Origin of the sequence: Haloarchaeobius sp. HME9146, assembly GCF_025399835.1 — an archaeon.
Taxonomy (GTDB): domain Archaea; phylum Halobacteriota; class Halobacteria; order Halobacteriales; family Natrialbaceae; genus Haloarchaeobius.
On sequence record NZ_JAODVR010000001.1, the window covers coordinates 1,584,087 to 1,606,914 of the forward strand.

Here is a 22,828-nt window from a genome sequence, read left to right on the forward strand (position 1 = left end):
GCCCGCCCACGGACCGCAGCCGTTTTCAGTCGAATCTTCGTTCTCGCAGCAATGACCGACGAGTCGGAGCGACCGCTGGCACACGACGCCTACGAGCGACTCGCCGAGGGGTACGACGAGCTGGGCGACACGAAGCCCTGGAACGCGTATCTCGAACGCCCCGCGACGCTCTCTCTGCTCCCCGACATCGAGGGCGCGCGAGTCCTCGACGCGGGCTGTGGCGCGGGCCACCTCACGCGGGAACTCGGCACGCGCGGCGCGGCGGTGGTCGGACTCGACGCCAGCCCGCGGATGTTGCAGTACGCCCGGAAGCGGGCACCCGACGCCGACTTCCTCCGGGCAGACCTCGGGAGTCCACTCCCGTTCTCCGACGACTCGTTCGACGGTATCGCCAGTTCGCTGGCGTTTCATTACGTTCGGGACTGGGACTCGCTGTTCGCCGAGCTTCGCCGCGTCCTCACGGAAGACGGCTGGGTCGTCTGCTCGGTCCAGCACCCCCACGCCGACTTCGAGGGCTACGACGATGCGGAGAACTACCACGAGATAGAGCGCGTCTCCGCGGTGTGGGAGTCCTTCGGCGAACCGGTCGAAGTCCCCGCCTACCGGCGCCCGCTCTCGGCCATAATCGAACCGGCGCTGACGAACGGATTTGGACTCGATGAGCTCAAGGAAGCGACGCCGGTCGAGGAGTTTCGAGAAATCGACCCGGAGGCATACGAGCGCGCGGCGACGAAGCCGTACTTTCTGTGTCTGCGATTCCGCCTCGAATAGGCGGGTCGATAGCTGGACAGAAAATACAATCGTCGACAGCACGAGCGGTTCGTAGAACCCGAGTGCTGTCGTTCACTGGTCGCGAGTGAAACGAGCGACCAGCCTTTTTAGCGTAGCTTTTTGGACCGAGTGGTTCCCGCAGTGGTCGAACGAAGTGAGACCCGAGGAAACCCGAGGTCTAAAAAGGTCCTCTTAGTAGAACTCTCTCACTAAGTCCATCGCGTTCTCGGGCGCGCCGTCCGGAATCTCGGACATGTTCTCGGTGACGCCGTGGACCTCGTGGTACGGGACGGAGTCCTCGTCCTGGTAGAGGACGCCCATGTACTCCTTGTCGCCTTCGAGGATCTTCTTCTTCGCGGCCTCGCGGTCGGTCGGGTCGTGGCCCTCTTCCTTGAGGTCGACGAGGGAGTCGCGGAAGTAGTCGTAGGTGTCGACGTCGTTGAACGTCACGCAGGGGCTGAACGTGTTGACGAAGCCGAAGCCGTCGTGCTCGATGGCCTGCTGGATGATCTCGGCGTGGCGCATCGCGTCGGAGCTGAACGACTGGGCGATGAACGTCGCGCCGGCGGCGAGGGCGAGCGCGAGCGGGTTGACCGGGGGCTGCTGCGGCCCTTCCGGGGTCGTGCTCGTCTCGAAGTCCGAGCGCGAGGTCGGGGAGGCCTGGCCCTTGGTCAGCCCGTAGATGCGGTTGTCCATGACGACGTAGGTCATGTCGGGGTTGCGGCGGACGGCGTGGACGAAGTGGCCGGCACCGATGGAGTAGCCGTCACCGTCGCCACCCGCGACCATCACTTCGAGGTCGGGGTTGGCGAGCTTGACGCCCGTGCCGACGGGGAGCGCGCGGCCGTGGACGCCGTGGAGCGCGTAGCTGTGCATGTAGGTGCCTATCTTACCGGAACAGCCGATACCGGCGACGACGAACGTGTTGTCGGGGTCGTTGCCCGTGTTCGCCAGTGCCTTCATCATGCCGTTCATCGTACCGAAGTCACCACACCCGGGACACCAGGTGGGCTGCTTGTCGGACTTGAAGTCGGTGAATCTAACGTCTGAGCTCATTGGTCTGCCTCCTGGGAGATCGCGTCCTTGATGTCTGCAGCGAGTTCGTCCGCCTTGAACCGGACGCCGTTGTACTTGTTGATGCGGGTGACGCGCTGGAGCACGTCGTGTTCGATGAGGTCCGCGAACTGGCCGGTCGCGTTACACTCGACGACGACGACCTCGTCTGCGGCCTCGACCTCCTCGGTGAGGTCGGGGCGCGGGAAGATGTACGGGACGGAGAGGACGCGGACGTCGACGCCGTCTTCCTCGAGGTAGTCGAGCGCCTCGACGAGTGCGCCCTCGTTCGACCCCCACGAGATGACGAGGTTGTCGGCGTCCTCGTTCCCGAACTCGCGGTAGTCGAAGTTCTCCTGTTCCTTCGCGGTCTCGACCTTGCGGTTGCGCTTGTCGACCTGTTCGACGCGCACCTCGGTACTCTCGGTCCGGCGACCGAGTTCGTCGTGTTCGAGGCCGGTGCTCATGTGAGCGCCCTGGGCCGTTCCGGGGAAGGCGCGCGGCGAGACGCCGTCCTCGGTGTTGGCGTGGGGTGTGAAGCGGCCCTCGTCGTCGAGCCACTCGTCGATGGTGTCGTCGTCGACGACCTTGCCGCGGTCGACCTCGACGGCGTCCATGTCGAACGTGTCCGGCGTGAACGTCTGCTCGGTGACGGCGAGCGAGAGGTCGGCGAGCACGTAGACGGGCGTCTGGTACTTCTCGGCGAAGTTGAACGCCTCGACGGTCTTCCAGAAACACTCGGCGATGGTGGTCGGGGCGACAACGAAGCGCGGAATCTCGCCGTGGCCGCCGAACAGGGCCATGTTGATGTCGGCCTGCTCCTGCTTGGTCGGCATCCCGGTCGAGGGACCGGAGCGCATGACGTCGACGATGACCAGCGGGGTCTCGCTGGTGGCGACGAGGCCGAACGTCTCGGCCATGAGGTCGATACCGGGACCGGAGGTCGCCGTCATCGAACGGGCACCCGCGCGCGCCGCGCCCAGTGCCATGTTGATGGCGGAGAGTTCGTCTTCGGCCTGCACGACGTGCCCGCCGTACTGTTCGATGCGGCCGGTGAGGTACTCCATCACGTCCGTCGCGGGGGTGATGGGGTAGCCGGAGTAGAAGCGACAGCCGGCGGCGATTGCGCCCATCCCGATGGCCTCGTCACCGTTGAGCAGGACGTAGTCCTCGTCCGTGGTGTCGAGGTCGTAGTCGGTGTCGAGGTCGTAGTTCTCGCGGACGTACTCCGCACCCATGCGGGCCGCCTGCTTGTTGTTCTCGACGAGCTTCTCGCCCTTCGAGCCGAAGCGCTTCTTGAGCGCCTCGTCGAGGTTCTCGATGGGGAAGTTGGTGATCTCACACGCGGCACCGAGTGCGACGACGTTGCGCATGATGGCACCACCTGCGTCCACCGCGATGGATTTCAGCGGTACGTCGACGCCGGTTATCTCGTCGGGGTACTCGGCGTCCCACGAGCGCTCGCCGTCGTAGATGATGACGCTGTCCTCGTGGAGTTCGTCGAGGTTCTCGTCGATGGTGCGCTGCGTGAGCGCGACGAGCAGGTCCAGTCGGTCGACCACGCTCTGTACGGGGTCGACTGCTGTGCGGATCTTGTAGGCTGTGTAGCCGCCGCGAATCCGCGATGCGAAGTCCTTCGAGGTGAATACGTGACGTCCAGCACGTGACAGTGCCTGGGCGAAAATCTTCCCGGTGGAGTCGATACCGTCTCCGGCCTCCCCGCCGATTGCCCAGTTTAAGTCCTCGGCCATGTTGGTGCGGGGGTACCCCTCGTGGGAGTAAAAGGGTTCTGAAACATGGGGAAACGCGCCGGAACGGAAGGAATTTACTCAGGAACGTAATAACTAGAATTATGGACGAGACGGCAGTCGCTGTGCGGGACGTTCGCACGGTCGGTCCTGACACTGTGGCACTGGACCTCGAGACACCCGACGGATTCGACGCGCTCCCCGGGCAATTCGTGCTGCTCAGGGCCGAGGTCGACGGTGAGGAACTGAGCCGGTACTACACGCTGTCGTCGCCGACGGTCGGGGAGACGTTCGAGATAACCGTGGGCGTCGACCCCGACGGCGACCTCACGCCGTGGCTCGCCGACCTCGACGAGGGCACGGAGGTCCGCATCGAGGGACCGTTCGGCAACGTGAGCTACGACGACGCGGGCGACGTGGTCGTCGTCGCTGGTGGGCCCGGTATCGGCCCCGCGATCGCCATCGCAGAACGTGCGGTCGAGCACGGGCACGAGGCGACCGTCGTGTACCAGGACGACGAGCCGGCACACGAGGACCGCCTGGTCGAACTCGAAGACTCGGGAGCACTGGTACAGGTGTTCGACGACGACGCGGACGCCGAGGTCGGCGACGCGGTAGTCGCCGCCAGTGACCGCGGTGAACTGTACGTCTTCGGTTTCCAGGACTTCTGCGAGCTGGTCCAGGACGCGCTCGAGGAGGCTGGGCTCGACCCCGACGAGGCCCACGTCGAGAGCTTCGGGTAACGACCGGTTACCTCCCGGTGACACCGGTCAGATTTTCGCACTCTCTAAACGAGAAATCGGGCTTCTTACCACTCAAAGAATGCTGAATTCGGCGTTTCAGGTACCCTAATGGTCTTTTATGAGGGATTCCATTAGGGTACTATGCGACGCCGACAACTGCTCACAGCAATCGGTGGCACCGCATCACTCGCAGCTGTTGGCTCCGTTGGGGGAGCCACGGGGCGCGGCAACAACCGGTTCGACGCCAGACGGCGCTACTACCGGTCCAGGTACGGACGAAGGGCAGGTCACGAACCACGGGGCGGCACGTTCCCGGAGAGTGAACCGTTCGCGCGCGTGACGCTCGGCACGCGCGACGGAGTTGACTTCCCGGACAACCAGGTCGCACGGACGATCAGACTCTGGAACGACAGTCCCGAGCCGCGGACCATCGGGGTCCGGATCAGGGACGGTAAGCGCATGCAGCTCTGGCAGATCCGTGAATACCCGGCGAACGGCTGGCTCGAGATAACCCTGAACCAGCCGAAGGAGTACGTCGTCGCCGTCGACGTCGAGGGACGGTTCGGCGGTCAGACCAAGATCACCGATTACGACTGCAACACCGCGACCACGACCATCCGCGTCGAGCCGACGGGGACGGTCAAGTCGACCACGGCGACGACCCGCAAGGGATGTCCTGGAGCGGAACTCCTCGAGACGACCCTCACCGCCGAGAGCGGTCGATGTGGCACCCTCGAAGATGCGGAGGTCATCCGCGAGAACGAGGAGGTGGTGGTCGACGGGCTCGTGCTGACGCCGAACCCGTGTTACACCGCCAGGGTCACCGGGACCGAACTCAAGGACGACGTGTTGACGGTCACCATCGGTGCCACGAAGTCGGCCGATGCGGCCTGTATCCAGTGTATCGGACACGTCCCGTACCAGTCGCGGATGCGGTTCCGCAACGCCTACCCGAAGCGCGTGGTCGTCGACCACGAGGTCAACGGGCGCAAGACGCGGATGGTCGACACCGAACTGGAGTGAGACGAACCACAGAGTGAACCGAACCGTGATGATGGGTCACTCGCCGACCGACTCGTCGTAACAGACGAACTCGACACGGTTTTCTTCGGGGTCTGAGAAGTAGAGCGACCGCCACGACACCCACTCGTGGGTGGCGAAGTCGAGCTCGATACCCAGTGATTCGAGCCGGTCGCGTTCGGTCTCGAAGTCCGCGAGATCGATGGTGAACGCGAAGTGGTCGACCGTCGTGCGTGCCGGGTCCGGTGGGACGTACTCGTCGCCACCTGCGCGGTCGAAGAGCGCGACGATCTGGGTGTGGCCGCCGTAGCCCTCGCGCAGGCGGAAGAAGGTGCAGTCGTCGAAGCGTCGGAGCACCTCCAGGCCGACAACGTCGCGGTAGAATTCGGTCATCTCGTCGAGGTTCTCCACGCGCAGGGCCAGTTCACCGAGCTCCTTCACCGGTCTGTCGTCTGTCATGCTGCTCGACACGACTCGTCAACATATCGCCGTTTCGGTAGGACAGGTGTCAGCACGCCGCGAGGGGCGGGGTTCGGCTGGCCGTCAGCGCCGCGGTGCGAACGCATCGGCGTGGTCGGCGACGACCTCGGCGTCGGAAGGGAGGGTCGCAATCGCGGGGTTCCGGACGGCCGCCCGGACCTGAACGCCCCGGTCATGGAGGGCGTCGACCAGCGGCGAGCCGACGGTCCCGGTCGCGCCGGTCACGAGGACAGGGTCATCTATGCTGGACGTGATGGTGTCGAGTCACTAACGATAGCCCAATCAGTGCGCCCGATTCGAAGCTCGGAAGACCGGAACGTCGTGTGGGAACGATGGGCACGGAGGCCAACAGTTTCATCAAAGTCGTTCACGGAGTGCGACAGTAGGTAATGCCGCCCGCCCGCTACAACGCGAACGAGGTCGCCAGACGTGTCGGTCGTCTCACGGACGAGTACGACGACGTGACCGTCGTCACCGAACGGGAGGAGCCACAGGACCAGTTCGACGAGCTCCGCCAGCACGCCGAGGAGGGGTATCTCGGGGGTGCCTACTGCTGGACGGTCCGGTCCGGTAGCGGTTCGGACGGTCGAGACCGGCAACAGAACGAGGACTGCGAGGACGCCAGGAAGGAACGAAAGCGCGTCCTGCTCGGGATGGGCTGCGAGCGCGACAGCTGGTGTCCCCCCGGTGGTGGAGTGGACGGGTACGACCCGGCCCAGCCCGGCAGTGGCGAACGCTTCGAAGAGACCGCGCGCCGGACGGTTCGCGAAGAGACCGGTATCGAGTGCGAGCCCACCGAGTGCGTGTTCGTCCACTGGGCCGTCGTCGGGGACCCGAACAGCGACGACGAGGTGCACCTCGCCTACGTCGTCTTCGACGCCGAGTACCGCGACGGGAGCGTCGCCATCGAACCCGAACAGCTCAACGGCGCGGCGTGGTTCGCCGAGTTGCCGCCGAACCTCCACTACTTCGCCCAGCGGCGGGCCGACCAGTGGCCGGTCTGACCGCGGAAACCGATAGTTTCTTTTCGGCTGACAGACTGCTCACGAAGTCCATGCCGCCCACACGATACAACGCCGACGAGGTGACACGCCGCATCGAGCGACTGCAGGAGACGTACGAGGAGGTGCACGTGAGCCGCAGGCGCGACGACCCGATGGACGAGTTCGACGAGCTCCGCGGGTACGCCGAGGAGGGCTACATCGGTGGCGCCTACGCCTGGGTCGTCCGGAGACCCGAGCAGGCACACGACCTCACCGAGTCGATGCCCGACGACGCCTTCGGGGACCAGGAGCGCGTGTTGCTCGGGATGGGTCGCGGGTCGAACCATTGGGGACCGTCCGGTGGGGGTCTGGAGGGATTCGACCCCGACGAGCCGGGCAGCGGTGAGACATACGAGGACGCCGCGGTTCGCGAGGTCGAGGAAGAGACGGGGGTCGAGTGCGAGGTCCACGGCCCGGTGACGGTCGACCGAGTGGTCGTCGCGAATCCCGAGGGAGAGGACGAGGTCCACCTCGCCTACGTCATCTTCGGCGGTCGGTACACCGGCGGCAGCATCGACGTCCAGCCGGGCGAACTCAACGGCGCGGCGTGGTTCGCTGCCCTCCCCGACGAGATCCACCCGAACGTCGAGTTCTGGCCGGAGTACTGGGAGGCCAGGCGAGACGACTCGTGACGACCTTCTCGCGCGACTGGGACGACTGCCCGGTCAACACGGAGACCTTCGCGGTCGACGCGGACCGGTTCGCGTCGGCCAGGCGAGAGGCAAAGCGCGGCATCCTCGGCGGCGGTCGCGTCCTCGTTGAAAACGAAACCGGCCTGCTGTTCTGCCGGGTCAAGGACGATTTCGACGGTTGGGACGTGGTCGGCGGGAGTTGCGAGCCGGACGATGGGTCGCTCGAAGCGACGGCCCGCCGCGAGGCCGACGAGGAGGTCGGCCTCGACGTAACCATCACCGACCTGCTCGCCATCAATCGGTTCTCGCTCGAACACGACGGCGAGACGGTCACGGGCGAGTGGGCCATCTTCGCCGGGACGACCCGAGAGTCGTCACTGGACGTGCAGACCGAAGAACTCCACGAAGCGCGGTGGTTCGAGTCACCACCCGAGCACGTGAACCGACATCTGGAACCGGCACTCGCCCAGTTCTCGCGTCGTCGCCGTTAGTGCTGGACGAACTCCAGCAACACGCCACCGGTGTCCTTCGGGTGCATGAAGGCCACGTCGTGCCCCCAGGCACCGGTTCGCGGCTCCTCGTCGATGAGCCGCACGTCGTGCGCACGGGCCGTCTCGAGGGCCGCCTCGATATCGTCGGTGGCGACCGCGAGGTGGTGGATGCCCGCGCCGCGGTTCCCGAGGTAGCGGGCGATAGTGCCCTCGTCCGAGAGCGGTTCGAGCAGTTCGAAGTAGCCGTTGCCAGTGTCGAGAAAGACGACCTGCATCCCGTCGAACTCCTCTTCGTGTGCCACGTCGAACCCGAACAGATCGGCGTACAGCGCGGCCATCGAGGTGGCATCGTCGGTCGCGATGCCGGCGTGGTCGAAGTGCATACGAGGACCGACACGTCGAGGGACCAAGAAGGTACAGAATCTGCGCTAGCGCGATACAGCAGGACCAGCAGTCGGCTGTCTGTTTTCGGTCACCACCTGGCCGACGTTCTCGGTGGACGGGAATGGTCTTGCACATTTATGGGCTTTGCGTGCAATATTACTGCTATGGAACGCAATGTCGGCTCCACAGATCGGCTCGTCCGCCTCGCACTCGGTGCAGTACTCCTCGTCGCAGCCGCCGTCGTCGCTGCTGGCGTCGTCAGCCTCGGCAGCGGCACCGTCGCCACGGTCGTGGCTCCGTTGCTCCTGGCGGTCGTCGGGCTCGTCATGCTCGTCACCGGCTACACGCAGTCCTGTCCGGCCTACGGGCTCATCGGGATGCGGACCCTCCGCCGCGGGCAGTGAGGCACTGACCGTCTCGCACCCGACTCCTCAGCACGTCCTGTTCTCCGACCACCACGAGCAGAAACACACACCTATCCACGCTACACACCTCACCACATGCACCCCTCCGACCTCCGCGACGACATGCCCGTCCTCGACCGAACAGTCTACCTGAACACCGGCGCGAGCGGCCCGAGTCCTCGCCGCGTCACCGACGCGGTCGAATCGTGGTACGAGTTCCACGAGTTCGAATCCCCCGCCGGCGAGGGGATGTACATGCCCGCGTTCGACCTGTTCGACGACGTGCGCGAGACCGTCGCCGGTCACATCGGGTCGCGCCCCGAAGAGGTCGCCCTCACCGGGAGCACCACGGATGGAATCAGTCGCCTCCCGCTCGCGATGGACTGGGACTCCGACGACGTCATCGTCCGGACCGACGCGGAACACGCGGCGGGTATCCTCCCCTGGCGACGCCTGCGCGACGAGTACGGCGTCGAGGTCCGCGTCGTCGAGACTGACGACGGCCGAATCCCCCGCGAGGAGTGGAAAGAAGCGGTCGAGGGGGCCACGCTCGCCACGTTCTCCTCCATCTGTTGGACCTCCGGCGTGCTCGCACCGGTCAGCGACCTTGTCGACATCGCCCACGACGCCGGGGCCCGGGTGCTGGTGGACGCGGTCCAGTCGACCGGCCAGCACGCCTTCGACGTGCACGAGTGGGGTGCCGACGCCGTCGCCGGGTCGGCCCACAAGTGGCTGCTCGGGCCGTGGGGCGCGGGCTACCTGTTCGTCGAGCAGGACTTCGCGGAGACGCTCGAACCGGCCCAGCTGGGCTACCGGAACCTGGAGGACCCCTACGCCGACCCCTACGAGTACGCGCCGGGCGCGAAGCGATTCGAGTTCGGGACGGTCGCGCCGGCCCCGTACGCCGGCTTGCAGGAAGCCATCGAGATGATGGAGGACATCGGGATGGACACCATCGAGGACCACATCGCCGACCTCACGGACTATTTCAAGGCCGAACTCGGCGAGGACCGCCTGGTGTCGCCCCGCGAGTACCACTCCGGGCTGGTGTCGTTCTCGGACCCCGACCCCGAGGCGACGGTCGAGCAGGTTGCCGAACAGGGTATCAAGATTCGGTCCATCCCGACCGCGAACGTCGTCCGGGCGTCGCTGCACGTGTTCAACACGCGTGACGACGTTGATGCACTGCTGGACGCGCTCTGAGCGGGCGGGCGACAGAGCCAAACTCTCGTTTCAGTCTTCGGACCTGTTTTATTTGGTGAGCGAGTCGAGGCGACTGTGCGACGACGTGCCCTCCTCTCAACGGTCGCAGGCGGCATCGGCGCTGGCGTACTCGCGGGCTGTCTCGGCTCGCAGGACAGGGACCGCTCCTCGTTCGACCCGGCCGCCGATAGCCCGGTCGAGACGCTCTCTGTCGGGTCACGCGAGTCGGTTGCGTTCCCTGCGAACAACCAGCCCCACCGTATCCACGTTCGGAACGTCGCTCCCGACCCGCAGACGTTCGAACTGTCAGTCGATGGGCTGTCCATCGACGAGCACGCGACGACCGTGTCCGTCCAACCGGACGAGTACGCCAGCATCGTCCTCAACGGTCCCTCGGAGTACATGGTTCGCATCGGTCGTCCCGGAACCCCCGAACTGCAGACGTTCTTCTTCGAGCCCGACCACTTCGACTGCAACGAGCAGGCCGCCATCGTCTCTGTGCCGGCCGACGACGCAATCGAGGTCCGCGGCGTCGGACCTGCCACAGTGTGCCCCTCCCCGACACCCGCCGACCACAGCATCGCGGTCACGGGTACCAGCTGTCGGCGGGAGGGCGCGAGCAGCGCCCGGGTCGCCTTCGGACCCGACGGCATCGGCATCACGGGGGACTTCTTCTGGAAAGCCCGATGCGACACACTCTCGCTCGACTCGGTGGTCTACCGAGAAGAACCGGACAGCCTCGACGTGGTCGTTGCGCCCGCGGGCGACGGGTCGTGTTCGTCCCCGGACGGAGACGCAACCTGTCCCGATAGCGACCCGATTGCGGTCACGGCGTACGAGGCCACCGTCGCGTTCGAGCACGACCTGCCGTCGGTCGTGCGTGTGTTCCATCTCGTTGCCGGCGGGAGCCAACACCTCGCCGCAGAAGTGACACGGGATATGTCGAACTGAGGAGTTTGGATAACCTACCCATGTGAAGGGCCCACCACAAAAACTATAAGATTACTGAATTTTATATCGGGCATGCAGATAACCACGACAGAGACGGTTCCGGGGGCCGATATCGACCGCGTCCTCGGCGTCGCACAGGGGAGCACCGTCCAGTCCCGCGGCCTCGGCTCCGACATCGGGGCCGGGCTCAAGAACCTCGTCGGTGGCGAGTTGAAGGGATACTCGAAACTGATGACGAAAGCGCGCGACGAGGCGCTCGAACGCATGGAGGCCGACGCCCGAGAGATGGGTGCGGATGCCGTGGTCAACGTTCGGTTCGAAACCTCCGAGATAACGCAGGGCGGTGCCGAGATTCTCGCGTACGGGACGGCCGTGACGCTCCGGTAGGCCGCCCAAACTGCCCTCTCTCAGACCGTGCCGCCGGGGCGGTACTCCCCGAACACGTCCCGCATCACGTTACAGACCTCGCCGACCGTCCCGTACGCCTTCACGGCATCGACGATGTACGGCATGACGTTCTCGTCACCTTCGCAGGCTTGCCGGAGCGCCTCCAGTTTCGCGTCGAGCTTCTCGTCGTCGCGAGCCTCACGGACGTCTTCGAGGCGGCGAATCTGGCGCTGTTCGTCCTCCTCGGTGACCTCCTGGATGTCCATCTCGGGCTCCTCGTCGACCTCGAACTCGTTGACGCCGACGATGATGCGCTCGCCCGATTCGATCTCCTGCTGGCGGTCGAACGCGGTGTCCTGAATCTGGCGCTGGACCCACTGGTTCTCGACAGCCTGGAGCATCCCGCCCTTCTCGTCGACCGTCTCGATGATGTCGAACGCCTCCTCCTCCAGCTGGTCGGTGAGCGCCTCGACGTAGTAGCTGCCGGCGAGGGGGTCGATGGTGTCCGCCGCACCGGACTCGTGGGCAAGTATCTGCTGGGTGCGCAGGGCGGTCCTGACGGACTTCTCGGTGGGCAGGGCGAGGGCCTCGTCCTTCCCGTTGGTGTGCAGGCTCTGGGTACCGCCCAGAACGGCAGCCAGGGCCTGGTAGGCGACGCGGACGACGTTGTTCTCTATCTGCTGGGCGGTCAGGGTCGAGCCGGCGGTCTGGGTGTGGAACTTGAGCTGCTTCGATTTCGGGTTCTCGGCGTCGAAGCGCTCCTCCATTATCGTGGCCCACATGCGCCGGGCGGCGCGGAACTTCGCGACCTCCTCCAGGATGTTGTTGTGCGCGTTGAAGAAGAAGGAGAGCTGGGGGGCGAACTCGTCGACGTCCAGTCCGGCGTCGAGCGCGGCTTCGACGTACTCGATGCCGTCGCCGAGGGTGAACGCGAGTTCCTGGGCCGCCGTCGAGCCGGCCTCGCGGACGTGGTAGCCGGAGATGGAGATGGTGTTGAACTTCGGCGTCTCGTCGGCGCAGAACTCGAAGATGTCCGTGATGATGCGCATCGACGGCTCGGGCGGGTAGATGTACGTGTTCCGGGCGATGTACTCCTTGAGCACGTCGTTCTGGATGGTCCCGCGAAGCTCCTCGCGGTCGACGCCCTGCTTGTCGCCGACGGCGATGTACATCGCGAGGAGGACCGAGGCAGGGGCGTTGATGGTCATCGAGGTCGAGACCTCGTCGAGCGGGATGCCGTCGAACACTGTCTCCATGTCCTCCAGCGTGTCGATGGCGACGCCGGACTTGCCGACCTCGCCCGCGGACATGGCGTCGTCGGAGGAGTAGCCCATCTGGGTGGGCAGGTCGAACGCCATCGAGAGCCCGGTCTGGCCCTGGTCGAGCAGGTAGTGAAACCGCTCGTTGGTCTCGTCAGGCGTCCCGAACCCGGCGTACTGGCGCATCGTCCAGAGGCGACCGCGGTATCCCGTGGAGTAGACCCCCCGGGTGTACGGGTCCTGCCCGGGGAACCCGAGGTCCTCGTCGTAGTCCAGCTCTGCCACGTCGTCCGGCGTGTAGAGTCGGTCGACCGTCTGGCCCCCCGTATCTGTGGTGAACTCCTCTTTGCGCTCGCCGAAGCGGTCGACAACCGGGTCGACCGAGTCGGTCTCCCACTCCGATTTCCCGGAGCGAATCGCGTCGAGGTCGTCCTCGTCGAACATAGGAAAACCGAGGGCCACCCCGGCCTTAACTGTTCACGAACGTCCGTGATATCCCCGAGCGTTCACCGACGCCGGTCAGACCTGGTCGTCGGGGTCGTGCGTGGCCGCCATCCGCTTCGCTTCGGTCGCGTACTGCTCGCGCTCGTCGGGGTCCGTGACCGGCCCGTACTTGCTCGCCGGAACGTCGAGGGCGGCGTGTGTCACCCGATGCTCGCCGGTGAAACTCGTCAGGGCGCGCTCGCGGCGATGGTAGAACTGTCCGTCTTCGCTGGCGTAGACGAGGATGACGATGTTCTGCTCGTCGTCCGAGTAGGTCCGTTCGACCAGCCACATCTGTTTCGTGTCGGTCTCTTCGGTCTGGGCTCCCATACTGTAGTTTCGCCGTCGAAACCCAAACCGGTATCGGGTACTTTTTGGCGGTTCGAGCCCCAGAACCGGCCATGGATGCGCCACTACCGGACGAGGACGGGGAGGCCGGCTCGGGACAGGCTGGCGCACCGATTCCCGACGACGACGACGAGGTCTCACGCAAGCAGGCGTTCCTGTTCATCCTCCCGTTCTTGCTCCTCGGGCTCGCGGACGTCGTCTTGCTCCTTGGCTGGGGCCTCAACCCGCTCTGGGGGTTCATGATACTCCCGCCCATCCTCGCCATCAGTTTCATCGGCTGGATCGCGTTCAAGTACGGGTTCGTCAGCGACAACAAGAACTACGACTACGCGGAGGATGAAGAGCCGAAAAATGCGGTCGAAGACGCCTGATTCGCGGTTCCGTTCCCGTTCTAACTTCCAGTGTCGTACTTGTAGGTCGCCGTCTCGCTGTCGATACCGAAGTCCTCCGGTGAGACCTCGTCGGGGACTACTTCGGCCTTCGACGCCTGCTTGAACCGCTCGCGGAGCCGGTCGGGCATGGAGAACTCGTCGATTCCAAGCGTCATCGGGCGGGCGTTCGGCGCGGTCTCCTCACGTTTCTCCGAGAGCCGTTCCTGGAGAACCGGCGGAAGCTCGTCCTCTGCGATGGCGGTGAAGCCGAACTGGGCGAGGTACCCGCCCTCGTCGGTCAGCGAGTACACCGTCTCGAAGCCCTGGTCGCGAGCGTACTCGATGAGTCGCTCGATGACGTGGGCACCGACACCCTGCTCTTTCCAGCCGTCGAGGACGCCGATACTGGTCAGTTCACAGATGTCCTCGGCGGCCTCGACCTCTCGGCGGCCGCTCTGTTTCCGGTCACCCTCGTCGGTCGTGTGGAGCCGGATGCGGCCGAAGCCAGCCTTCGACCCGGACTCTTCGTCCACAGCGATGACGTAGTCGCGGGACCGGAACGCTGTGTCGTCCAGACCCATCTCCTCGATGCGGTCGAGCAACCAGACCTCGTCCCTGTTTTTCGCGTCCCGGACGTACATGGTAGTTGGTAGCTTCCCGAAGGGCATAGGATTTGTCCCCAGACTGGTGGCTGGTTAGGGGACGACGGCCCGTTATCGGTCGGCTCGAAGCGTGTCGAGCACGACGGGCCAGGCGTCGATTGCGGCCTCGGCATCGCCCAGTGCGGACCCGCCGAAGCCAGCCACGCGCTCGCGGTAGTCGTGGTACGGTTCGACGATGCCGTGACCGCCATCGGGGTGGTCGACGTGGGTCGTGTCGCGGTCCGCCTGGTCGCGCCACATGGTGATGCGCTCGCAGAAGGCGGTCGCGGGCCAGACGGTGTCGTGGCCGCCGGAGACGACGGTCACGGTCTCGATGTCGGCCCAGGGAAGCGCGGCCGCCTCCATCGATTCGAAGTCGGCCTCGTCGATGGCGCGCTGGAAGCGGCTGGGCGCTGGGCCGTCGTCGTCCCCGGATTCGCTCTCCTCGTCGGGGAGCGAGATGGGCGACACGAACTCCGCTGCACCGTCGATGCCGGGGAAGGCGTACGCCGAGGGTGCGTAGCCGGCGACCGTGTCGACGGCGTCGTGGCTGGCACCGACGAGTGCGGCGGCCTCGGTCCCACGGCCAGCCCCGAACAGCGAGACCGGGGTCTGCACGTCGTCGCGGGCAGCCAACTGGTCGACCGCCTGCGTGACAGATGCCAGGGAGAGGTCGGCCGATTCGTCGTCGTGGTGGTCCGGCACCAGCACGGCGACTCCGGCCGTCGCGAGCATCTCGACCTGACGAGCCTGGTCGATGTCGTCGCCGCCGGATAGGAAGACCGCACCCGGATGCGGGCCGTCACCCGGCGGGCGGAAGAGGTCAGAATCGGCGTCGTCGGCTCCCAGGGAGTCGACTGTCACGCCGGAATCGACCAGCGTCCGGGTGGTGTCGCCGCGGTACATCTCGTCGTCGACCTTCGCCGAGACCGCGATGGAGACCTGCTCGGACTCGTCGAAGATGGCATAGGGGAACTGGTACTCCTCCTCGGGCCGGACCTGCGAGAGGGGCAGCCGGCCACCGATGTCCGGCCCGCGGACGACGTTCGCTTTCGTGGTGTCGAGGTCGCCGTCGGTGGTCGTCCGGTAGATGGTCTGTGCGTTCAACTCCCGGCCGGCGTCGTCGGTGACGGTGAGTCGGACCGACACCTCGTCCATGGTGGGACCGCCGGAGAGCTGGATCGGCAGGGGCTCGCCAACGCGCGTTTCGTCGGGGAGCGAGAGTTCAGGCATGCTGGTTCGGTGGCCCGCCAACGGGGTAAGGGTCACGACCGAGGGCGGAAAGCATCACGAAAGAAGAGGGCAATTTCTTTGTCACCCCCACGAGTTTTTTCGGACGAGATGGAATCCCTGGAAGACGTATCCGAGGTGGCGTTCGAACCGTCCCGCGAGTTCGTCGAGTCGACGAACGTCTGGGCGTTCATGCAGGACCACGATATCGCCGACTACGACGAACTCATCGAGCGAACCACGCAGGAGGTCGAGGGGGTCGACGAGAGCGGGGTCGACTGGTTCTGGGACGAACTGGTCGACTACCTCGACATCGAGTTCTACGAGTCGTACGACTCAGTGCGAGACGACAGCGACGGGCCCCAGTTCACGGACTGGTACCCCGGCGGGAAGATAAACATCGCCCACAACACGCTCGACCGCTGGGCCGAGGTCGACGAGCCGACACGGAACTCGGTCGCCTGCATCTGGGAGGGCGAACCGGGCGACGTGCGCGAGGTCACGTACCACGAACTCCACCGGCAGGCGAACAAGGTCGCGAACTACCTCGAATCGACCGGCATCGAGACGGGCGACACGGTCGGGCTGTACATGCCGATGGTGCCCGAGGTCATCTCCATCCTCTACGGCTGTTTCAAGGTCGGGGCCATCGCGGTACCCATCTTCTCGGGCTTCGGGGTCGACGCGACCGCGACCCGCATCGCGGACTCGGAGTGCTCGGTGCTGTTCACCGGTGACGGGTTCTACCGCCGCGGCGGCGAGATCACGCTCAAGGGTGCCGCGGACGAGGCCATCGAGGAGGCCGGCTACGTCGAGCACACCGTCACCTTCCAGCGCCTCGGCCACGAACCGGGCGAGGAGCTTCCCTGGGACGCCGACCGCGACGAGACGTGGGACGAGGCGGTCGAGACGCAGGACGACGACTACGAGACGAAGGAACTCGACGCCAGCCAGGAGTCCATGCTGCTGTACTCCTCGGGGACGACGGGCACCCCGAAGGGTATCGTCCACACCCACGCTGGCGTGCAGATGCAGTGCGCGAAAGAACTCTACTTCGGCTTCGACCTGAAGCCCGCCGATCGGTTCTTCTGGGTTAGCGACATCGGCTGGATGATGGGCCCGTGGACGCTCATCGGGAACCACAGCTTCGGGAACACGATGTTCATGTACGAGGGCGCGCCGGACCACCCCGAGCCCGACCGGTTCTGGGAGATGGTCGACCGCCACAAGCTCACCCAGTTCGGCATCTCGCCGACCGCGATTCGCGCCCTGCGCAAGCACGGCGACGAGTGGCTCGAGGGCCACGACCTCTCCAGCCTCCGCATCCTCGGCTCGACCGGGGAACCGTGGGACCCCGAGTCCTGGCAGTGGTTCATCGACGAGGTCGGCCGCGGCGAGGCACCCATCATCAACATCTCCGGCGGCACCGAGATCTGTGGCTGCTTCCTCATGCCGATGCCCATCAACGACCTCAAGCCCTGCACCCTCGGCGGGCCGGGCCTCGGGATGGACATCGACATCGTGAACTCCGCGGGCGAGTCCATCGCGGACACCCACGAGCGCGGCTTCCTCGTCGCCCGTGACTCCTGTCCGAGCATGACCAAGAGCCTCTGGTCGGGCGACGAACGCTACCTCGAGGAGTACTGGTCCTCCTTCGAGGACCCGCCGATGTGGGACCACGGCGACTGGGCCCAGAAGGACGAGGACGGCTTCTGGTTCCTTCACGGCCGCGCCGACGACGCCCTCAACGTGGCCGGTCGGAAGGTCGGCCCCGCGGAGGTCGAGGGCGCGCTCATCGACCACGAGGCAGTGAACCAGGCCGCGGCGGTCGGTGCGCCCGACGACACGACCGGTACCGCCGTCATCGCCTACGTCATCCTCGAGGACGGCGTCGCGGAGACCGACGACCTCAAGGACGAACTTCGCGCACAGGTCGGCGAGGAACTCGGCAAGCCGTTCCGCCCGCGGGAGGTCCTGTTCGTCGACGAGTTCCCGAAGACCCAGTCCGGGAAGATAATCCGGCGTGCCATCGGTGCGACCTACAAGGGCGAAGAGCTCGGTGACATGTCCAGCATCGAGAACCCCGAGGCGCTCGAGAACCTCGAAGACGCGCGCTGACACACGTAGCAGGTTAAACGTCCGCGGAGCCTACACACTCCGTGGACGGAACGTCCAGAAAGACACAGGGTCCGGGCGCGGAACTGAAGCGGTGGTCGCTCGTCAGCATCGGCACGATCGCGATCGTATTCTCCATCGGTAGCTACGCCATCGAACAGGACGCCGGTCTCTTCGATGTACTCATCGCACTCCTGCCGTCCCTCGTCGGCCTCTGGATCGTCGCGACTGGCTATCGCGTCGCGCGAAGCGACATGGAGCCTGCCCGTGTCTGGAAACTGACCCGGCGGGCACTGCTCGGTGCGGCTGTCGCCGGCTTCGGGACGGTCGGCATCATCCTGCTCCTCGCGCTCTCCCTGGTCGGTCCCGACATGGCCCAGCTCCTCTTCGAGAACGTCCTCGAGCTGAACACCTCCTTCCTCGGCCAGCTCGTCATCATCGACGTCATGCTCGCGACCATCATCGGCGAGGGCGGCGGGCTACTCGTCGGCATCTACGAGGACCGGATGGAGCAGCGGGCGCGCGAACTGGAACGGGCCAACGAACGCCTCGACGAGTTCGCTGGCGTGGTGACCCACGACCTTCGCAACCCACTGACGGTGGCGGACCTCAACATGCACCTCGCCCACGAGACCGGGGACGAGAAGTACTTCCAGGCGGTCGACCGGGCCCACAGTCGCATGGAAGCGATAATCGAAGACGTGTTGACGCTCGCCCGGAACAGCGAGGAGGTCACGGCGCTCGAACCGGTCGACATCTTACAGGCTGCGCGTGACGCCTGGGGGACCACCGACACGAGAGCCGGCACCGTCGACGTGTCGGTCACGGGGGTGGTCACGGCCGACCCGGCACGCCTTCGGACGCTGTTCGAGAACCTGTTCCGGAACGCGCTCGACCACGGCGGCCCGACGACGCACGTCGTCGTCGGCAACCTCCAGGGCGGCGGGTTCTTCGTCGCCGACGACGGTCCCGGCATCCCCCTGACCGAGCGCGAACACGTCTTCGATGCGGGGTACACGACCAGCGACGATGGCACGGGGTTCGGCCTCGCTATCGTCAAGCGAATCGCCGACGCCCACGGCTGGACGGTCGGTGTGTCTGAGGACCCAGAAAGCGGGGGCGCCCGGTTCGAATTCCGTCGGTGAGGCGGGCTAGCAACGTTCTACAGCGACACGTCGTCCAGCGACAGCACCGTCGCCTCGGGTGCATCTCCTGCAGCGACAGCCACGTCGCCAGCCGTCTCCTCGTCGGGGAACAGTATCTCGGCACCGACCAGGAGCGGCGCGAGGACGCCAGCAGTGACCGTCCGCGGGTCCGACAGTGGCGTCCGAACCGCGACGCGCTCCTCGCCCGTCAGCGAGAGCGCCTCCTTCGCCCTGCGAGCACCCGCGAGCAGGTCTGCATGCGAGTACACCCGCTCGTCGGCCCAGAGGATTCCATCGGCGGGGTGACACGGCTCCGGCGGCATCGTCGGATTCTCGCTCCACACGCCGCCCTCCCAGTACCAGTACGCCGGGTTCTCGGGGTCGTCCACGTACCCGATACGCTGGGTCCCGGCCGGCAGGTCGTAGTCGTCGAGGGCCGCGGTCGGCCCGACGAGGAGCTTCGCGTCGACCGACGCGGGCGGGTCGAACCGGGTCTGTGCGCCGAGCAGTGACGCGCCGAGGAAGGCGAGGACGGGCTGGGCGCGGGGCTCCGTGACGACCGCAACGGTCGAGCCGGTCCGGACCCCGTGGTGGTGCATGAAGTTCCCGGCCTTCCAGGCCGTCGTCAGGAACCGACGGTAGTCGTAGCGCTGGACGCCCGCCCCGGTCGCGTACAGGGCAGGGGCGTCGCTCCGGCGGTCACGGGCGAGCACGTCGGCGAGCGTCTCCATACGCCACGCTTCGGTTCACCTCGGCAAAAACGCCCCGTTTACTCGATGTCGACGTGGAGGACGGAGTCGTCCCCGTCTCGTGATTCGGTCGTCTCGTCGTCCGCGGCCCGTCGACCGCTTCCGACCCGGGCGAGCACCGTCCCGGCGAGGACGGCCCCCACGACGAGGCCGGCGAGTACCCCGCGCGCCACGTTCCGACGCTCGTCGAACCGGACGAACCGGGTCTCGCCGTCCGAGATGTCGAGCGCGCCGACCGGAGTCGAGACCACGCCACCGCCGTACCCACCGCCGCTTCCGCTGCCTTCTGTGCCGTCGCCCGACCCGAACCCGCCGCCGTACCCGTAGGCCACGCGCGCCACCGGGACGACGGTCCTGTCGCCGTGCTCGACCGGGTCGCCGTACACCGTCCGGACGTGGGCGCTGTCGCGCAGGTTCTCTACGGTCGCCTGGAGCGTCTCCGAGAATTGCATGTAATTGATACGTCGGGGAAGCTGATAACCGTTCGCGCGCGAGATGTCCGGAATAGTTTATATCGGGGCCAGTACAGTTTAGTATCCGTTCTGCAACTGGCCTGTATAGGGGCCTATGTCACGACGGATTACAACCGGTATCGTACGCGAACTATACCAGGCTATTTTCAGGCCATCGGACTTCGTGCAGGCGCGGACGAGTTCGTACACCCAGTCCCGGGTCGGAACCCTCGTCGAGGTGAACCGGCTGGTCGTCGTCTATATCGTGAACCTGCTGATGTACGCGATTCCGCTCACGCTGGCCGGCGTCGGTATCCAGAAGAGCCAGCCAGCGCCGGAGTGGTTCGCGAACTCGATGTTCGCCTTGCTCGCCGAACCGACGCCACTGTGGCAGTTCTGGACCGCCCTCATCGAGAACTGCTCGTTCATCACGGTCGCGCTCATCATCACGCTCGTCAACTACCACGCGGCTGTCGCGTTGCTGTTGAGCTCGCGGGGTATCCTCCAGACCATGCACACCGTCGTCTACACGACGAGTGCGTACCTGGCGGCTATCTTCACGCTCGTGATGCACCTCTCGACGAGTCCGTCCATCCAGGTCGCAGACGACCTGGTCATCAACGTCCAGAAGGCGTTCTTCTACTTCTTCATCGACACGCTCGGGTCGAACCTCGAGCTACCACAGGGCCGACCCGAACAGATACTCATCACGAACGTCACGCAGGAGGGCCAGCTCGTCATCGCCGGGCTCGTGCTCTCGCTGCTGTACTACCTCTACTCGCTGTACCTCGGCGCTCGCCTGAACCACGGCACGTCGCGAGTGACGGCACTGCTCGTCATCGGTGCCGTCGGTGCCGCTCCGGCGCTGTACGTCGTCGGAATCATCCTCGCGAACACCTACGGAGCAGTCTAACATGGCAGGAGATACACATACCAACGTCGCATCGGCACGTGAACAGGGGCTCGGCTCGGACGCCGTCATGCGGGTCACCCCGACGACCAAACTCGTCCTGATATACATCGGGGTGCTCGCGGTCGTCGGGACCGGCCTCGGCCTGTACTTCCTCACGAACAAGGAGGCCCTCGGCGAACAGGGCTACGGGGGTATCGCCGGGTGGGTCATCATCCTCCTGACGGTCATCGGACTGATCCGACTGACCATCCAGTTCCTCGTACTCCGGCGGACGGAGTACGTCCTCACGCGCGACTCCATCCGCCGCGAGTACGACCTGCTCTACAGCGAGAAATCGCGCGAACTCCCCATCTCGAAGGTCCGTGGCGTCGAACTCCGCCGTGGCCGACTGCAGGCGATGCTCGGCTTCGGCGACGTGTCGTTCCTCGCGGCGGGGACCAACCGGAGTATCGGCTACATCGACTTCGAGAACACCGACAATCCGCACAAGGTTCGCGAGAAGGTGTTCGAACTCATGGAGACGTACGACGGGCACGACCGGTACCAGCAACGGACTGCAGAGCCGACCGCCGGGGCAGTCCAGCAGGGACAGTCGCCGCCGGAGCACGCCGATGCGCCGGAAGCCGACGACTAGAACGAGTTCTTGATCTTCTTCCAGAAGCCCTTCTTCACTTCGACCTCTTCCCCGCCAGCTTCAGCGAACGCCTCCAGCGCCTCGCGCTGTTCCTCGTTGAGGCTGTCGGGCGTCACGACCTGCACCTGCACGTAGAGGTCGCCGTGGCCGCTGCGGCGGAGCCGGGGCATCCCCTCACCGCGGATGCGGATGGTCTCACCGCTCTGGGTGCCCTCGTCGATGTCTATCTCGACCGACCCACCGAACGTCTCTATCTCGATGGTGTCGCCGAACACGGCCTGCGGGAACGAGATGGGCAGGCGGTAGTACAGGTCGTCACCGTCGCGTTCGAAGTCGCCGCTCTGGTCGACGGAGACCTCGATGAGGAGGTCACCCTTCGGCGCGCCGGGGTCGCCCGGTGCGCCCTCGCCGCCGAGGCGGACCGACTGGCCGTCGCGGATACCGGCGGGAATCTCGACGGTCAGCGTCGTCTCCGCCTCGACGATGCCGCGCCCGCGACAGTCGTCACAGGTCTCGTCGTATATCTCGCCCTCGCCCTCACACTGGCGGCAAGCCTGGGTCTGCTGGACGCGGCCGAGTGGCGTCTGCTGGACCTTCGTCACCCGACCCTGCCCGTTACAGTTCGCACAGGTCTCGGAGTCGGCCTCGGGCGGGTGCCCGTGACCCTCGCAGGTGTCACAGTGCTCGGGCCGGGTGATGGTCACCTGTTTCTCGATGCCGTGATACACGTCCTCGAGGTCGAGCGTGGTCCGCGTCCGGAGGTCGCGGCCCGGGCGGGGACCCCGGTCGCGCTGGCCCTGCCCGCGCTGGCCACCGCCACCGAAGAACTGCTCGAAGATGTCGTTGATGTCGCCCATGCCGCCGGCGCCGCCGCCGAAGGGACCACCGCCGCCGCCGAAGCCGCCGGCACCACCGCCCATGCCGCCACGACCGTCGAAGCCGCCGCGCTTCTCGGCCTCCTTGAAGCGGTCGTGGCCCATCTGGTCGTAGGCCTGGCGTTTCTCCTCGTCGGTGAGGACCTCCTTGGCCTTCTTCACCTGCTTGAACTTCTCTTCGGCGTCCTCCGCGTCGGAGACGTCGGGGTGATACTCGGCGGCCTTCTTTCGGTAGGCCTGCTTGATCTCGTCCTCGGACGCGTCCCTGCTCACGCCGAGGGCGTCGTAGAAGTCCTCGCTCAT

General features: G+C 65.8%; 27 protein-coding genes. 15 read left to right on the forward strand and 12 right to left on the reverse strand.

Annotated features, from left to right (window positions below):
* Positions 1-51: 51 nt before the first annotated feature.
* Complete coding sequence (locus N6C22_RS08100) at positions 52-771, forward strand: class I SAM-dependent methyltransferase (RefSeq protein ID WP_261650596.1); 720 nt, start codon at positions 52-54, stop codon at positions 769-771.
* 192 nt (positions 772-963) lie between these two features.
* Here the strand turns inward: N6C22_RS08100 and N6C22_RS08105 are convergent, their stop codons facing one another.
* Both N6C22_RS08105 and N6C22_RS08110 read right to left on the reverse strand, forming a co-directional pair.
* On the reverse strand, positions 964-1,827 hold the full coding sequence (locus N6C22_RS08105; protein WP_261650597.1) for a 2-oxoacid:ferredoxin oxidoreductase subunit beta: 864 nt from the start codon (positions 1,825-1,827) through the stop codon (positions 964-966).
* Positions 1,824-3,575 carry a 2-oxoacid:acceptor oxidoreductase subunit alpha gene (locus N6C22_RS08110; protein ID WP_261650598.1) on the reverse strand — a complete coding sequence of 584 codons (1,752 nt, stop codon included), beginning with the start codon at positions 3,573-3,575 and terminating at the stop codon, positions 1,824-1,826. The genes N6C22_RS08105 and N6C22_RS08110 overlap by 4 nt, the downstream gene beginning before the upstream one ends.
* Positions 3,576-3,676: 101 nt before the next feature.
* On the opposite strand from N6C22_RS08110, the gene N6C22_RS08115 reads away from it, so the two are divergent.
* The gene (locus N6C22_RS08115; protein WP_261650599.1) at positions 3,677-4,315 is read left to right on the forward strand and encodes an FAD-dependent oxidoreductase; all 639 of its coding nucleotides are present in this window, start codon (positions 3,677-3,679) and stop codon (positions 4,313-4,315) included.
* Positions 4,316-4,456: 141 nt separating this feature from the next.
* Positions 4,457-5,338 (forward strand): hypothetical protein, encoded by an 882-nt coding sequence (locus N6C22_RS08120; RefSeq protein WP_261650600.1) that lies wholly within the window; start codon positions 4,457-4,459, stop codon positions 5,336-5,338.
* A gap of 36 nt (positions 5,339-5,374) precedes the next feature.
* Here N6C22_RS08120 and N6C22_RS08125 read toward each other — a convergent pair whose 3' ends face one another.
* Both N6C22_RS08125 and N6C22_RS08130 read right to left on the reverse strand, forming a co-directional pair.
* Positions 5,375-5,794: a VOC family protein gene (locus N6C22_RS08125; RefSeq protein WP_261650601.1), complete on the reverse strand. Its 420-nt coding sequence runs from the start codon at positions 5,792-5,794 to the stop codon at positions 5,375-5,377.
* 84 nt (positions 5,795-5,878) lie between these two features.
* Entirely contained in the window at positions 5,879-6,040 is a 162-nt protein-coding gene (locus N6C22_RS08130) for an NAD(P)H-binding protein (RefSeq protein ID WP_261650602.1), read from the reverse strand.
* A 164-nt stretch (positions 6,041-6,204) separates the two neighbouring features.
* Between N6C22_RS08130 and N6C22_RS08135 the strand changes: the two genes are divergently transcribed.
* The 3 genes from N6C22_RS08135 to N6C22_RS08145 are packed head-to-tail and all read left to right on the forward strand — an operon-like array spanning position 6,205 to position 7,981.
* Complete coding sequence (locus N6C22_RS08135) at positions 6,205-6,819, forward strand: NUDIX domain-containing protein (RefSeq protein ID WP_261650603.1); 615 nt, start codon at positions 6,205-6,207, stop codon at positions 6,817-6,819.
* A gap of 50 nt (positions 6,820-6,869) precedes the next feature.
* On the forward strand, positions 6,870-7,490 hold the full coding sequence (locus N6C22_RS08140; RefSeq protein WP_261650604.1) for an NUDIX domain-containing protein: 621 nt from the start codon (positions 6,870-6,872) through the stop codon (positions 7,488-7,490).
* Positions 7,487-7,981: an NUDIX domain-containing protein gene (locus tag N6C22_RS08145; RefSeq protein ID WP_261650605.1), complete on the forward strand. Its 495-nt coding sequence runs from the start codon at positions 7,487-7,489 to the stop codon at positions 7,979-7,981. Before N6C22_RS08140 ends, N6C22_RS08145 begins: the two co-directional genes overlap by 4 nt.
* Here N6C22_RS08145 and mce read toward each other — a convergent pair.
* Positions 7,978-8,364, reverse strand: coding sequence for a methylmalonyl-CoA epimerase (gene mce, locus N6C22_RS08150; protein ID WP_261650606.1), 387 nt, complete (start codon positions 8,362-8,364; stop codon positions 7,978-7,980). The two genes, N6C22_RS08145 and mce, sit on opposite strands and share 4 nt — an antisense overlap.
* A gap of 165 nt (positions 8,365-8,529) precedes the next feature.
* On the opposite strand from mce, the gene N6C22_RS08155 reads away from it, so the two are divergent.
* The 4 genes from N6C22_RS08155 (at position 8,530) to N6C22_RS08170 (ending at position 11,310) form a co-directional block, all read left to right on the forward strand.
* Positions 8,530-8,769, forward strand: a complete 240-nt coding sequence (locus N6C22_RS08155; RefSeq protein WP_261650607.1) for a DUF2892 domain-containing protein — start codon at positions 8,530-8,532, stop codon at positions 8,767-8,769.
* 96 nt (positions 8,770-8,865) lie between these two features.
* On the forward strand, positions 8,866-9,972 hold the full coding sequence (locus N6C22_RS08160; protein WP_261650608.1) for an aminotransferase class V-fold PLP-dependent enzyme: 1,107 nt from the start codon (positions 8,866-8,868) through the stop codon (positions 9,970-9,972).
* 75 nt (positions 9,973-10,047) lie between these two features.
* The gene (locus N6C22_RS08165) at positions 10,048-10,923 is read left to right on the forward strand and encodes a hypothetical protein (protein ID WP_261650609.1); all 876 of its coding nucleotides are present in this window, start codon (positions 10,048-10,050) and stop codon (positions 10,921-10,923) included.
* Positions 10,924-10,995: 72 nt separating this feature from the next.
* A complete protein-coding gene (locus tag N6C22_RS08170; RefSeq protein WP_261650610.1) occupies positions 10,996-11,310 on the forward strand; it encodes a YbjQ family protein in 315 nt (104 codons plus the stop codon).
* A gap of 20 nt (positions 11,311-11,330) precedes the next feature.
* Here N6C22_RS08170 and N6C22_RS08175 read toward each other — a convergent pair whose 3' ends face one another.
* Positions 11,331-13,013 (reverse strand): methylmalonyl-CoA mutase, encoded by a 1,683-nt coding sequence (locus tag N6C22_RS08175; RefSeq protein WP_261650611.1) that lies wholly within the window; start codon positions 13,011-13,013, stop codon positions 11,331-11,333.
* 75 nt (positions 13,014-13,088) lie between these two features.
* Positions 13,089-13,382: a hypothetical protein gene (locus N6C22_RS08180; RefSeq protein WP_261650612.1), complete on the reverse strand. Its 294-nt coding sequence runs from the start codon at positions 13,380-13,382 to the stop codon at positions 13,089-13,091.
* A 71-nt stretch (positions 13,383-13,453) separates the two neighbouring features.
* Here N6C22_RS08180 and N6C22_RS08185 point away from each other — a divergent pair, with 71 nt between their 5' ends.
* Positions 13,454-13,771, forward strand: coding sequence for a hypothetical protein (locus tag N6C22_RS08185; protein WP_261650613.1), 318 nt, complete (start codon positions 13,454-13,456; stop codon positions 13,769-13,771).
* Positions 13,772-13,791: 20 nt separating this feature from the next.
* Here N6C22_RS08185 and N6C22_RS08190 read toward each other — a convergent pair whose 3' ends face one another.
* A complete protein-coding gene (locus N6C22_RS08190; protein ID WP_261650614.1) occupies positions 13,792-14,412 on the reverse strand; it encodes a GNAT family N-acetyltransferase in 621 nt (206 codons plus the stop codon).
* Positions 14,413-14,484: 72 nt separating this feature from the next.
* On the reverse strand, positions 14,485-15,645 hold the full coding sequence (locus N6C22_RS08195; RefSeq protein WP_261650615.1) for a S9 family peptidase: 1,161 nt from the start codon (positions 15,643-15,645) through the stop codon (positions 14,485-14,487).
* Between the two features lie 108 nt (positions 15,646-15,753).
* Here N6C22_RS08195 and N6C22_RS08200 point away from each other — a divergent pair, with 108 nt between their 5' ends.
* Both N6C22_RS08200 and N6C22_RS21145 read left to right on the forward strand, forming a co-directional pair.
* Positions 15,754-17,760, forward strand: a complete 2,007-nt coding sequence (locus N6C22_RS08200) for an AMP-binding protein (protein ID WP_261650616.1) — start codon at positions 15,754-15,756, stop codon at positions 17,758-17,760.
* Positions 17,761-17,801: 41 nt separating this feature from the next.
* A complete protein-coding gene (locus tag N6C22_RS21145) occupies positions 17,802-18,902 on the forward strand; it encodes a HAMP domain-containing sensor histidine kinase (RefSeq protein ID WP_261650617.1) in 1,101 nt (366 codons plus the stop codon).
* A 17-nt stretch (positions 18,903-18,919) separates the two neighbouring features.
* On the opposite strand, the gene N6C22_RS08210 is transcribed toward N6C22_RS21145, so the two are convergent.
* Together N6C22_RS08210 and N6C22_RS08215 are read right to left on the reverse strand one after the other, a co-directional pair.
* Positions 18,920-19,633, reverse strand: a complete 714-nt coding sequence (locus N6C22_RS08210; RefSeq protein ID WP_261650618.1) for a long-chain fatty acid--CoA ligase — start codon at positions 19,631-19,633, stop codon at positions 18,920-18,922.
* 38 nt (positions 19,634-19,671) lie between these two features.
* On the reverse strand, positions 19,672-20,103 hold the full coding sequence (locus N6C22_RS08215) for a GerW family sporulation protein (RefSeq protein WP_261650619.1): 432 nt from the start codon (positions 20,101-20,103) through the stop codon (positions 19,672-19,674).
* Between the two features lie 184 nt (positions 20,104-20,287).
* Between N6C22_RS08215 and N6C22_RS08220 the strand changes: the two genes are divergently transcribed.
* Together N6C22_RS08220 and N6C22_RS08225 are read left to right on the forward strand one after the other, a co-directional pair.
* Positions 20,288-21,016, forward strand: coding sequence for a hypothetical protein (locus N6C22_RS08220; RefSeq protein ID WP_261650620.1), 729 nt, complete (start codon positions 20,288-20,290; stop codon positions 21,014-21,016).
* Between the two features lies 1 nt (position 21,017).
* Positions 21,018-21,650, forward strand: a complete 633-nt coding sequence (locus N6C22_RS08225) for a PH domain-containing protein (protein ID WP_261650621.1) — start codon at positions 21,018-21,020, stop codon at positions 21,648-21,650.
* On the opposite strand, the gene dnaJ is transcribed toward N6C22_RS08225, so the two are convergent.
* Positions 21,647-22,828 (reverse strand): molecular chaperone DnaJ, encoded by a 1,182-nt coding sequence (gene dnaJ, locus N6C22_RS08230; RefSeq protein WP_261650622.1) that lies wholly within the window; start codon positions 22,826-22,828, stop codon positions 21,647-21,649. The two genes, N6C22_RS08225 and dnaJ, sit on opposite strands and share 4 nt — an antisense overlap.